Below are 12319 nucleotides of genomic sequence, written 5' to 3' on the forward strand. Positions count from 1 at the left end.
GCCAAGCGCGGGTATTCACCTTCCTTCCGCGGGTATTTCATCGCCAAGCGCGGGTATTCACCTTCCTTCCGCGGGTATTTCATCGCCAAGCGCGGGTATTCACCTTCCTTCCGCGGGTATTTCATCGCCAAGCGCGGGTAATCACTCTCCTTCCGCGGGTAATTCCGAATTTGCTTAATCAAATTATAAGGGCGGTCCAATAACTTTTGGACCGCCCTTTCTATTATAGTTCTTGTCGTAATGCTTGAATAACGTCAATTTTCGTGGCCTTACGTGCCGGACGATAGCCTGAAATCATCGCTACACCAATACTAATCGCTGATGCAATAATAACGAGCTGCCAAGGAATAAGTGAAAATGTAATGTCATTTTTACTAAATGCCTCTTCCCCTGTTGCTGCTTCTAGAATTAAAGGCAGTGCAGCATTTGCTACAAAGCTAATAACATATGAAATGGCAACAGCTATTAAAGTTCCAATAATACCAATGAACGTACTTTCCATTAAGAACAATCGTTGAATAAGCTTTGGACTAGCTCCAATCGCCTTTAAAACACCGATTTCACGAGTACGCTCTGTAACTGCCATTGTCATTGTATTGAAAATGCCAATCGAGGCGATCAAGACAGCAATTGTTCCTACAAAAATTAAGCCGATTTTTAAAACTAGGAAAAATACATTCATTTGATCTAATTGCTCAGTCACTGAATAAACGTTATAGCCTTTGTCTTTTAGTTTGTCTAATATCGGTTTTACATTTTCCATGCTATCAGCAAAAATATTGAATTCTGAATGAAACACGTCATCCTCTTTCACATTACCTGTTGCTACTAAATTAGTTGCTAGCATTGGCTTTTGCTCTGTATCCATATAAATAGAGTTATTGATCATCCAATCATAAGAAGGCTTCTTCATAACACCGACAATCGTATACTTTATTTTCTCGCCTTCTTCTGCCCCATCAGTACGTGGCATTAATGACAATTCGATCTCTTTACCAATTAATGAGTCCTTATAGCCTTCCTCACTACCATTATAATACGTGCCTTCTACTTCAGCTTTTTTACTCTTTTCTTCAATAATTTTGCGCTCAGCATCATTTATTAATGTTTGAGCAAAATGATAACCAACAACGATTTCGTTTGGTTTTGTTGGATACTTCCCTCCCGCAAGTTTGCCATTTACTTGCTCAAAATCATGCATATTCGCAACGTATACATCAGATAGTGTATCGCGATCCTCAAAAAATGAATGTGCGGATGCATTGACAGTAATCGTTTCAAGGACTGTTTCCACATGTTCTATACTTTTTATTTCATGGACTTGTTCCTCTGTAAATTGATCATTACCAAACACTTGAATTTTCGTAATATTTTCATCCGATAATATTTCATTACGTATGGAATCCTGCAGCCCAAACCCAACTGATGCGAGGACAATCAAAAATGCACAGCCCATCGTTGCCGCTAGTACTGTCATAAACACACGTAATTTATTTTTCTTTATATGCTGTGTAACAAAATCTAATTGATCTTTAAATAACATGTTATGCTTCCTCCTTTACAAGTTCCCCGTCGTACATGCGGAAACGTCGGTGTGCTATCGTTGCTACTTCCTCGTCGTGAGTAATGATGACAAATGTTAAACCAAGCTCACGGTTTAGACTTTGAATGAGCAACAATATATCTTGCTCTGTTTCCGAGTCAAGACTTCCTGTCGGCTCATCTGCCAACAAAATCGGTGGATTTGTAATTAGAGCCCTCGCAATACTAACACGCTGTTGCTGACCACCCGACAATTCATTTGGGTAATGGTCTGCCACCTCCGTTAAACCAACCTTGTCCATTAATTTTTTTACCTTTTCTGTACGCATAGCTTTCTTGATACCTTGTAACTTTAATGGTAGTTCTATGTTTTCAAACGCTGTTAAGCCTGGCATCAATTGAAAGTTTTGAAAGATAAATCCGAACTGTTGCAAGCGAAAAGCTGCACTTTCTACTTCAGTGAGATTAGCTGTTTCCTTTCCGTTTACCTTAATAGATCCTTGTTCAGATTTCATAAATCCAGCTAGTATTTGTAGTAAGGTTGATTTACCGGAGCCACTTTTACCAACAATTGCGACAATCTCTCCTTTTTTCACCTCAAAGTTGACACCTTTTAATACCGGTACCTGCTTTTCCTTGCCTTTCTTTCCAATTAAAAATGTATGTTGTAAGTTTTCAACTTGTATCATTTTCAAATAAACGCCCCTTTCACATTCTTCTGACTCATCACCATAAGTTAGGAAAAACATTTGTTAAAAATTATGCCTTATATATAAGTTGATTGGAGTGGAGGCTGGGCGACTCCTTGGGGATCAGCGTCACAGATGAGACCCTGGAGCGAGCAACGCGAGTGAAGCGGCTCATCGGACGCCCCCAGGAAAGCGCCCAGCCGGAACGGAAATCAACCACACGTTATGGTGATGAGTAACTCTTTCTTCATTGTAGTAAAGAATTCTTAATAAAGTTGAAGGATAAAAATGAAGATATTCTTAAGAAAGGGGAAAACTATAAGCAAAACGATTCCTTTACATTCCCTTTACAATTCTGACATATAAGTTATTCAAAATTTTATGTCTCCATAGTATTCTTTTGTAGTAAACAGAAAGTAGAAACCTTTATAAAACCTATTTTAAAAGCACTTTTCTGTATTAATAAAAACAAATACAGTGATGCCCTTATTATTTTATGAACAAATTGTATATTACAGGATTGTAAAGTTTTATGGAGAATAGAAGAATTTTATGTAGATAAATTAAAGATTTTGTTATGATAGTAAAGTTTAGAGGCCAATTTATTTATATCCAGGAGGATTCGATTTACATGCTTAACTCAAAAAAACAAGACCCTTTCTTTATAGCTTTGCATAAAATTGCTGAGAATATGAGAGAGGCCGTACATTACGCAAATGATTTTCGTATTAACAGTGTAGCTGACTTAAAAGAGATTAGCATTACTATGAAAAATTACGAAACAGCTGGTGATAAGCTCATTCACGAACTAATCGTGATGCTAAACAAATCATTTATGACACCTATCGAACGCGAAGACATTCTAGAATTTGCAATTCGTATGGACGACGTATTAGATGGTACGGAGCATTGTATCGCTCATTTTGAGATGTTCTCTCTAACTGAGGTTGATGAATCAATGCGTACTTTCTTAGGCTATATTTCAAAAGGTGCTGATGAAATTGTTAAAGCAACAGAAGAGTTAAAGAAAAAGAATCTTATTGGCATGCGCCCACACGCAATTCTTATTAAGGACTATGAACGTGAATGCGATGAAGTACAACGTTCGTCTATTAAACAACTATTTTTAAATGAAAAAGATCCAATTCGACTTATTAAATATAAAGATATATATGAACAACTTGAAGATATCGCTGATCATTGCCAAAACGTTGCAAATACTATGGAAACAATTATCATGCGTAACGCGTAATTAGGAGATGGGCACTTACAATGAACACAATCATTATACTAACTGTACTGGTCGTTATCTTTGCCCTAACATTTGACTTTATCAATGGCTTCCATGATACAGCAAATGCTATCGCAACTTCCGTATCCACTAGAGCATTGAAACCTCGCGTAGCTATCATGATGGCTGCGACGATGAACTTTATCGGAGCTATTACTTTCGTCGGTGTTGCAAAGGCTTTAACAAAAGATATTGTAGATCCATTCTCTTTAAATGCCTTTGCAGGAGATACGACAGGATCAGTCGTTATTTTAGCAGCATTAATCTCCGCTATTATTTGGAACTTACTAACATGGTATTTCGGTATTCCATCGAGTTCTTCACATACTCTGATTGGGTCCATTGCTGGTGCAGCAATTGCATCTGCAGGCTTCGGGGTTCTTAACTATGGCGGTTTTACTAAAATCATTATGGCCTTAGTGCTATCACCAATCCTTGCGATTTGCGCTGGCTTTATTATGATGACATTGTTTAAATTATGGTTTAAAAATTTAAATTTATATCGTACGAATAAAGGCTTCCGTACGATGCAAATTTTCACTGCCGCCATTCAATCTTTTACACATGGTACAAACGATGCACAAAAGGCAATGGGTATTATGACGATGGCGTTAATCGCTGGCGGTTTGCATACAGGAGATGAAATTCCTTTCTGGGTACGAGCTGCAGCTGCAACTGCAATGGGGCTTGGTACTTCTATCGGTGGCTATAAAATTATTAAAACAGTCGGCGGTAAAATTATGAAAATCCGTCCAGTAAACGGAGTTGCCGCAGATTTAGCATCTGCATCTATTATCTTCGGTGCTACATTAATTCATCTACCAGTTTCTACAACACACGTTATTTCTTCCTCTATCATGGGTGTCGGCTCTGCACAACGTGTACGTGGCGTAAACTGGGGGATGGCGCGTAAAATCGTCACTACTTGGGTTATTACAATGCCAATTTCTGCAGTTATGGCAGCTATTATTTACTTTTTATTATCGTTATTCTTTTAACTTCTCGGACACAATTATGCCGAGGCATAATTGATTTTTATTGCATACTAAGACTCCTGTTCCTTATTAGGGACAGGAGTCTTTACATTATTACACGACAAAATGTGACACATCCTTTACACTATTTTAAAAAGGGGGATAGTACCTACTATGAAAACTTTTTCTGCTTTTATAACGGCCCACGCTAAAGCTATCGTAGCCTTATGGTTTGTCATTTTTATTTCCATGGCTATGTTTGCCATACAACTTCCAAATAAGCTTCATGGCGACGGTTTCTTTGTGAAAGGAGATCATACCTACGTAACCAATGAGCTTGCCAAAACATTTGATTTACCTTCCGATACAATTTTGGTCGTCTTCCATCCAGCGGACGATAAGAAAATTCAAGATACATTAAAAAAGTTAAAAAAAGTAAAGGAGATTCATTCAATCCAATCACCACTCGATGATGCTTCTTTACAAAAGAATGGTATAGCTTATGCCATGATTCATCTTAAAAATAATATTGATCATCTACCGGATGTTGTGAAAGACATTCGTTCATTAATAGAGGATGATGGTGTGAGCATTACAGGCGGACCTGTTATTTCAGCGGACATCAACACAGCCAGTCAAAAGGATTTAGCGTCAGCGGAGGCAATAGGCCTACCAATCGCTATCATAGTGCTATTACTAGCTTTCGGTACTGTCGTAGCCTCCATCTTACCTATCATTATTGGCGTTGTTACTGTAGTCACCGCGTTTGGAATTTTGACTTTGTTTAGCGGTAATGTCAATTTATCGATTTTTGTATTAAATATAGTCCCCATGCTTGGACTTGCATTAAGCATTGATTTCGCCTTGTTGTTTATTAACCGGTATCGCGAGGAACGTGCCCACACTTCCATTGTACAAGCTATTCAAACAGCTATACAGACAGCTGGCCGTTCAATCATCTTTTCTGCTGCTTGTGTCATGATTGGCTTAGGTGCCATGATTGTCATTGACGTCGAGATTTTTCACAATATCGCTTTAGGAGGCGCAATTGTTGTATTTCTTGCAGTACTTTCAGGCTTAACCTTGCTACCTGCTACGATGATGTTATTAGGTGATCGTCTTAATAAATGGCGCCTATTACGTGTAAAACCTGATGGCGCAAATCGTTGGCGTGGCTTTGCCGGTTTTGTCATGAAACATCCTGTTGCCATCGTTATTATAGCTTTATTATTACTAGGTATTGGTATGATTCCATTGAAGGATATTAAACTTACAATTCCTCAGGTGGATTCATTACCGGCGAAATATGAGGCACGTGCAGCTTATGATCAGTTAGACGAAACGTTCGGACTTGGCGATACCTCAACTTTATATTTGTTAGCAGAACGTAAGGAAGGTTGGCACAATGCTGAGGCAAGAGAGCTTATTTACACTATTCAAGAAAAGTTGCTTGATGACCCATTAGTAAATCAGGTATCAACCATTTATACAACGGCTAACATTAAGTCACCTGAGGAACTGACAGCTTCTTTGAAAAGTCCACAAGTGGCAGAACAATTAAAACCAATTCTAAATACGTTTGCTAAAGATAAACAACTGTTTATCCCAATCACATTGAACGCAGCCGGTTCATCCACTACTGCTCAAGAATTTGCTCGAACATGGAAAGATAAAGATTTAGGTGTCGATTTTACTCTTGGAGGTCATGCGAAATTCAATCAAGAAATTTTCGATGAAATTGCTAGTAAAATTTTCTTGGCGGTATCTATTATTATTGTTTCAACGTTCTTTATTTTAATGCTCGCTTTCCGCTCTATTTTAATCCCACTGAAAGCGATTATTATGAATATTATTGGACTTTCATCAGCCTTCGGTATTCTCGTCTATATTTTCCAATATGGTCATTTGGGCATTGAAGCCGGTACGATCGTCCTTATTATCCCAGTAATTGTATTTTGCCTTGTATTCGGCTTAAGTATGGACTATGAAGTCTTTTTAATATCTCGTATTCAAGAGGAATATCAAAATGGAGCGGATAATACACATGCCACAATTGACGGTCTAACTTCTACAAGTCGTATCATTACGTCAGCAGCGCTTATTATGATTGTTATAACAGGGGCATTCGCTTTTACAGATGTGATGCCCGTGAAGCAAATTGGGGTTGGTATAGCTGTTGCGGTCGCCATCGATGCAACCATTATCCGTCTCTTGCTCGTACCAAGCCTTATGAAGCTCTTTGGAGACTGGAATTGGTGGCTACCCTTCGCGAAGAAACAAAAATAAATGGAGATCAATGATGCCTCGGCACATTGCATTTTACGTTAATAATTGTAGCTGGCGTTTCACTTTCGCTACAAAAACACCTGCTGAAAGAAGTAAAAAAATCCGCTCCCTTACACAAAGGTTGCGGATTTTTCCTTATTTTGAATAAATACGGTCGTACCATTCTTTTGCTGCTTGTACCTCAGGCATTGTTAGCTGATGACCGTAATTAAACCATACAGTTGTCACCTCTGCCCCAGCTGACGCTAAAAGCGCCTCTAAATCTTCGGATTCCTGAGCTGAACACATTGGATCATTCGTTCCAGCACCGATAAAGACAGGAATAGAAGAAAGTGTAGGCAATTCAATATCACGTCTAGGCACCATTGGATGATGCAGGATTGCACCTGCTAAAGCATCCTCATAATGGAATAATAGGCTAGCAGCAATATTCGCACCGTTAGAGTAGCCGATAGCAACAACTCGATTACGGTCAAAGCCATACCGCTGTGCTGCTTCCAATAAAAAATCATTTAACTCCTTCGTACGGAAAATTAAATCCTCTATATCAAAAACACCTTCCGCTAATCGACGGAAAAAGCGTGGCATACCATTTTCAAGTACATTTCCACGGACACTTAAAATGCTTGCTGTCTCATCAATTTCCTTTGCAAGGCCAATTAAGCTTTGTTCATTTCCACCTGTACCGTGTAACAATAAAAAAGTTGGTTTTGTTTCATCTATCCCTTTATAAAAAACGTGCTGCATTTACAGTCCACCTCTCGATTATCTTGAATTCGAGGTAATTGTAGCCTGTGGCAAAATTAAATTCAAGCTCTTTGACTTATTAATTTCGCGATTTTCACTATTTGGCTGTTCCTTGTGGTCTTTGTAAAATTTTGTAATCGTAAATACTGAAAATAAACAAGCAGCTAGAACAACAACAATAACTATTCCCACTAATTTTTTCCCATTCATTCGTTCGTATCCCCCGAATTACTTATTTCTTTTTACGAAAACCTTCTTCTAGTAAATATTCTTTCGCAGCATCGTGTGTACCAAAGGCTTCCTCTAAATTTTCTCCATGATAAACATTCCACGAACGTTGCTCAAAGGCTAGCATTAATTGAGCACCTTCACGATTTTGCCATACCTCTTCGATTGGTTCTTGCTCCTCTGCTTCTTCCGATAAATATTGAATGGCATCTTCAATAATTTCACGAAGCTGTTGTTCATCGTAGTCACGAATATTTACTAAGCCTTTATTTGCTTCTTCCTCATAGCGCAATAAATCACCGACAAATACGAAGCCGTTGCCATTTGGGTGTAGTTTTTCCACAACAATTGTTTTTTCATAAAGACTATCCATAAAGTGATAATTTACGCGTTTCAATGAAATTTCCTTCTTTGTCAGTTCAGGAAATGAGTCGATGATGGCTTGCTTTTGTTCAAATGTTAGCATATAAAAATGCTCCTTTTCTATTCAATATACCTTTTAGTATAACTTATTCTTCCTGTTATATTGAAGTAAAATAGAAAGTACTAAAAAGTAAAGTTTCATGTCCATAACATGTGGGTTGATTTCCGTTTCGATTGGGCGCTTTCCTAGGGGCGTCCTATGAGCCGCATTCCCAAGGAGTCGCTCAAACGAATATCAACTTATATACATGACATACTCTTTAACAAAATTGATGATGAAACAAGAAACTAGAGCCTAATCATTTTCTACTATAAAAGTAAAAATCCACTTAAACTCTCTGCGGAAAAAGCAAGAGCACACCGATGTTGCTCATACCTTATTCACGGAAAGTGAAGCGGATTTACCGTTTACAATTATCCTAGGATTCTTATGAAGGCTTTTCAGACTCCCTACAACTTCATAACATTTTATCTTTTACAAACTGAATAACATGTGCAACGTATAGTTCCCGGTAAGGGACAAATTGTGCCGTACTTACTGGGCGCACAATTTTCACTCGTTGACCATCAGGGAAATATTCATAGCCTTCAATATTCAGAGTAGCTGTATCTCCTAAAAAGAATGCCTCAGCCTCATCAAGCTTTGCTCGAACGACCCCTGACACTTCCTCATACTGCAGGTTAAATGATTCCCAATCATGTTTGAATGGATATATATAAACATGACAAAATTCATTGTCAATCATGTTTTCTGAAACGATACTACAAGATGTCATGCCCATTCTAACAACTTCGTGTACGTCGACATCGAGTCCTAGCTCTTCCTTCACTTCACGAATTCCTGATTCTACTGTCTCTACGGCTAATAGATGCCCCGCCGCTGTAATATCAAGCAAACCCGGATAGTCCTTTTTTTGTGCACTACGGATTTGGAAATAGATATAGTCCTCATTGACAAGCCAACAGTGGAATGTTTCATGCCATAGCCCTTTTTCATGTACCTCTGCTCTCGTTGCCGTCCCTATCTGTTCATGCTGTTCATTAAAAACTTTCACAATTTCTTGTTCCATTTTTTCCGACTCCTATACCGACTTCGTAGCCTTTTTCTTAATCACATTCCGTTCATCATAAATATTGGAAGCGATCACTTTTAATACTGCATAAAACGGTACAGCAATGATAATACCAATAAAGCCTGCAATATTACCTGCTGCTAAAATAACTGTAATAACGGTTAACGGATGGATATCGAGTGTTTTCCCCATTACATTAGGCGTTATAAAGTTACTATCAATTTGCTGCGCCACGAGTGTGACAACAGACACCCATATGACTAACACTGGATCCTGAACAACAGCCACGATCAGCGCTGGCGTAAAGGCGATCCATGGTCCTATAAACGGAATCATATTCATAAAGAAAGCAAATATAACAAGAAGCAATGAATACTCTAAACCTATAATTAAATACCCGACATACATAATGAGTGCTAGTAAAAAACTAATTTGTAGCTGCCCTTGTATATAGCTACGTAAAACACTATCAATTTCACTTAACGTTTTCTTCACCCATTCACGACGTTCACCACTAAAATATTTATAAATGGATGGTGCAAATTTTTCATGATCCTTCAACATAAATATAAAGAAAAATGGAATTAAAATAGCTAATAAAGAAACTGAAACAACTGATTGTAAAAACGATACTAGTCCCTTACTTGCCGCAAAAGCAATATCCTGCACATAATTCGCCATATTGTCGATTAAATCTTTTAACTGCGGTGGGAAGTTATCCCTGTTTTTCAACACATAATCAGCTGCCTCTTGAATACTAGCACTAATCTGTGGTACATTTTTCACTAAATTATTTACCTGTACTGCAATCGGATTACCAACGATCCACCCAAAGCCAACAACAAGTGCAATTAATCCAATGACTATCGTTAATATGCTTGCCCATCTCGGCCATTCACGCTTCTCTAAAAACCTCTGAATCGGCTCCGTAACATAATACAAAACGCCGCCAAGCAATAAAGGTATAAAAATAGCCTTTAAAATAATAACAAGCGGCGAAAAAATCCAATGAATCTCTATAAAATATTTAATGACTAGTAGCGCAAGTAAAATCCCTACGCCTACTTGAAACCAAACTTTCCTCGTCACTTTCATTCACTTCCTTTTATCTCAGTTACTGAAAATACTACTTATATATTAACCATTTAGCAAGTATCCTAGTATTTATTGTCTAAATAATAGAGTTTTAAGACAAAAAAATTCGCAACCCTCCAGCGGGCAATCCCGCAAACCCCTCAAATGCCAAAGCATCTGAGGAGACTCATACGGTTTGCCTTCCACAGGAGTGTCGCAAATTTTCACAATGTAGCAGTTTATAATTTTGTATCGTCTACTGAATTTAAGTAATCTTCAATATCTCCAATAACCGATTCAACACAGCCGTCCTCAAATGGTGAAATTAATCCCGCTTCTTTTACAAGCTTCGTAAAGGACATAGAACCACCTAAACCACATAAATGAATATAGTCCTTCCAGGCAGCTGCAAATTCTTCACGTGAACGTTTCCAGAATTGGAATGCACAAATTTGCGCTAACGTGTAATCGATGTAATAGAACGGACTTGAATAAATATGACCTTGACGTTGCCATATACCACCTGCTTCTAGATAGCTGTTATGATCATAGTCACGGTGTGGCAAATATGTCTCCTCAATTTTTTTCCACGCAGCTTTACGTTCAGCCGGTGTCATATTCGGATTTTCATAGATCACATGCTGGAACTCATCTACTGCAACACCGTAAGGAAGGAATAATAAGCCACTACTTAAGTGTGTGAACTTATATTTTTCAGTGTCCTCCTTAAAGAATAGCTCCATCCATGGCCATGTGAAAAATTCCATACTCATCGAGTGAATTTCACAAGATTCATATGTCGGCCATAAATACTCTGGTATTCCGATGTTACGACTTGAATATACTTGGAAAGCATGTCCAGCTTCATGTGTTAACACATCGATATCACCTGAAGTACCATTAAAGTTCGAGAAGATAAATGGTGAGTGATAGTTTTCGATAAATGTACAATAACCGCCACCCTCTTTACCTTTCTTCGCCACTAAGTCCATTAATTCATGGTCAATCATAAAGTTGAAGAATTCACCTGTCTCAGGTGATAGCTCCTCATACATTTTTTTACCGTTCGCAACAATCCATTGCGGATCGCCTTTTGGTGTAGCATTCCCTGACACAAAGTTGAATGCTTCATCATAGAACTTAAATTCAGAAATACCAATACGCTTTGCCTGGCGTTCATATAACTTAGTTGCAATAGGTACGATTAAATCACGAACTTGGTCACGGAATTTCTTTACCATATCTGCATTATAGTCAATGCGATTCATTCGAATATAGCCTAGCTCGACATAGTTTTTATAGCCTAATTTAACAGCAATTTCATGACGCACCTTAACAAGTTCATCATATAGTCGATCAAATTCTCCTTCATGCTCAGTAAAGAAGCCAAAGCGCGCATCCGTTGCCGCCTTACGCATTTCACGATCAGTAGACTCTGCATATGGACCAAGCTGGGCAAGCGTTAATGTTTCACCATTAAAGTCAATTTGTGCAGAGGCAACTAGTTTATTATATTCTGAAACGAGCTTGTTCTCCTTTTGCATTAGATCAATGACTGCTGGTGAAAAACCTTTAATTTGATAGGTTGCTAAATCAAATAATTGCTGGCCCCACTTTTCTTCTAGCTGCTCACGGAATGGTGAAGCGATTAGCGCCTTATAATATTCTGTTGTTACCTCTTCCAGCTCAGGTCCAACCTCGTCAAAATAATCGCGTTCTGCATGATAGAATTCATCATTTGTATCAATCGAAGCACGAATGTACACTAGGTTCGCCATCGTAGCATAGTCATTACTCAATCCGTTTAATTTTTCAATTATTTCACTTTGCTCGTCCATCGTTTGCGCATTTTTAAATTGGTCAATTAAAGATAATTGCTGTTCTTTCATTGCCTCAATTTGCGGACGGCTGTATTCATAGTCTTTAAATGTTTTCATAGAAGTCCCCTCTTTCTGTCATATACCCCGTTATATTTCTATTATATGCCAAATC

11 protein-coding genes are annotated in these 12319 nt (G+C 38.2%); 3 read left to right on the top strand and 8 right to left on the bottom strand.

The window, feature by feature from the left end:
* Positions 1–223 precede the first annotated feature (223 nt).
* Both ACQKMI_RS16580 and ACQKMI_RS16585 read right to left on the bottom strand, forming a co-directional pair.
* Positions 224–1543 carry an ABC transporter permease gene (locus tag ACQKMI_RS16580; protein ID WP_427490695.1) on the bottom strand — a complete coding sequence of 440 codons (1320 nt, stop codon included), beginning with the start codon at positions 1541–1543 and terminating at the stop codon, positions 224–226.
* A gap of 1 nt (position 1544) precedes the next feature.
* Positions 1545–2231 carry an ABC transporter ATP-binding protein gene (locus tag ACQKMI_RS16585; protein WP_323647738.1) on the bottom strand — a complete coding sequence of 229 codons (687 nt, stop codon included), beginning with the start codon at positions 2229–2231 and terminating at the stop codon, positions 1545–1547.
* Positions 2232–2862: 631 nt separating this feature from the next.
* On the opposite strand from ACQKMI_RS16585, the gene ACQKMI_RS16590 reads away from it, so the two are divergent.
* From ACQKMI_RS16590 to ACQKMI_RS16600, 3 genes are all read left to right on the top strand, one after another.
* Positions 2863–3483, top strand: coding sequence for a DUF47 domain-containing protein (locus ACQKMI_RS16590; protein ID WP_197143807.1), 621 nt, complete (start codon positions 2863–2865; stop codon positions 3481–3483).
* Positions 3484–3503: 20 nt separating this feature from the next.
* On the top strand, positions 3504–4520 hold the full coding sequence (locus tag ACQKMI_RS16595; protein WP_427490697.1) for an inorganic phosphate transporter: 1017 nt from the start codon (positions 3504–3506) through the stop codon (positions 4518–4520).
* Positions 4521–4670: 150 nt separating this feature from the next.
* A complete protein-coding gene (locus tag ACQKMI_RS16600; protein ID WP_427490699.1) occupies positions 4671–6782 on the top strand; it encodes an MMPL family transporter in 2112 nt (703 codons plus the stop codon).
* A 135-nt stretch (positions 6783–6917) separates the two neighbouring features.
* Here ACQKMI_RS16600 and ACQKMI_RS16605 read toward each other — a convergent pair whose 3' ends face one another.
* The 6 genes from ACQKMI_RS16605 to ACQKMI_RS16630 all read right to left on the bottom strand — a co-directional run bounded on the left by ACQKMI_RS16605 (position 6918) and on the right by ACQKMI_RS16630 (position 12264).
* The gene (locus tag ACQKMI_RS16605; protein WP_427490701.1) at positions 6918–7529 is read right to left on the bottom strand and encodes an alpha/beta hydrolase; all 612 of its coding nucleotides are present in this window, start codon (positions 7527–7529) and stop codon (positions 6918–6920) included.
* A gap of 18 nt (positions 7530–7547) precedes the next feature.
* Positions 7548–7739 (bottom strand): hypothetical protein, encoded by a 192-nt coding sequence (locus ACQKMI_RS16610; RefSeq protein ID WP_427490703.1) that lies wholly within the window; start codon positions 7737–7739, stop codon positions 7548–7550.
* A gap of 22 nt (positions 7740–7761) precedes the next feature.
* Positions 7762–8223, bottom strand: coding sequence for a hypothetical protein (locus tag ACQKMI_RS16615; RefSeq protein ID WP_427490705.1), 462 nt, complete (start codon positions 8221–8223; stop codon positions 7762–7764).
* A 415-nt stretch (positions 8224–8638) separates the two neighbouring features.
* Positions 8639–9250, bottom strand: a complete 612-nt coding sequence (locus tag ACQKMI_RS16620) for an NUDIX hydrolase (RefSeq protein ID WP_427490707.1) — start codon at positions 9248–9250, stop codon at positions 8639–8641.
* A gap of 12 nt (positions 9251–9262) precedes the next feature.
* Positions 9263–10348 carry an AI-2E family transporter gene (locus ACQKMI_RS16625; protein WP_427490709.1) on the bottom strand — a complete coding sequence of 362 codons (1086 nt, stop codon included), beginning with the start codon at positions 10346–10348 and terminating at the stop codon, positions 9263–9265.
* Between the two features lie 218 nt (positions 10349–10566).
* On the bottom strand, positions 10567–12264 hold the full coding sequence (locus tag ACQKMI_RS16630; protein ID WP_427490711.1) for a M3 family oligoendopeptidase: 1698 nt from the start codon (positions 12262–12264) through the stop codon (positions 10567–10569).
* Positions 12265–12319: the final 55 nt, after the last annotated feature.

It is taken from the genome of Lysinibacillus sp. NPDC097214 (assembly GCF_050277945.1).
Classification (GTDB): Bacteria; Bacillota; Bacilli; order Bacillales_A; family Planococcaceae; genus Lysinibacillus; species Lysinibacillus xylanilyticus_B.

Bases quoted from the DNA above. Each gene is read 5' to 3' on its own strand.
- ACQKMI_RS16600 (WP_427490699.1), top strand. From the start codon at position 4,671: ATGAAAACTTTTTCTGCTTTTATAACGGCCCACGCTAAAGCTATCGTA.
- ACQKMI_RS16620 (WP_427490707.1), bottom strand. From the start codon at position 9,250: ATGGAACAAGAAATTGTGAAAGTTTTTAATGAACAGCATGAACAGATA.
- ACQKMI_RS16595 (WP_427490697.1), top strand. From the start codon at position 3,504: ATGAACACAATCATTATACTAACTGTACTGGTCGTTATCTTTGCCCTA.
- ACQKMI_RS16580 (WP_427490695.1), bottom strand. From the start codon at position 1,543: ATGTTATTTAAAGATCAATTAGATTTTGTTACACAGCATATAAAGAAA.
- ACQKMI_RS16605 (WP_427490701.1), bottom strand. From the start codon at position 7,529: ATGCAGCACGTTTTTTATAAAGGGATAGATGAAACAAAACCAACTTTT.
- ACQKMI_RS16590 (WP_197143807.1), top strand. From the start codon at position 2,863: ATGCTTAACTCAAAAAAACAAGACCCTTTCTTTATAGCTTTGCATAAA.
- ACQKMI_RS16585 (WP_323647738.1), bottom strand. From the start codon at position 2,231: ATGATACAAGTTGAAAACTTACAACATACATTTTTAATTGGAAAGAAA.
- ACQKMI_RS16610 (WP_427490703.1), bottom strand. From the start codon at position 7,739: ATGAATGGGAAAAAATTAGTGGGAATAGTTATTGTTGTTGTTCTAGCT.
- ACQKMI_RS16625 (WP_427490709.1), bottom strand. From the start codon at position 10,348: ATGAAAGTGACGAGGAAAGTTTGGTTTCAAGTAGGCGTAGGGATTTTA.
- ACQKMI_RS16615 (WP_427490705.1), bottom strand. From the start codon at position 8,223: ATGCTAACATTTGAACAAAAGCAAGCCATCATCGACTCATTTCCTGAA.
- ACQKMI_RS16630 (WP_427490711.1), bottom strand. From the start codon at position 12,264: ATGAAAACATTTAAAGACTATGAATACAGCCGTCCGCAAATTGAGGCA.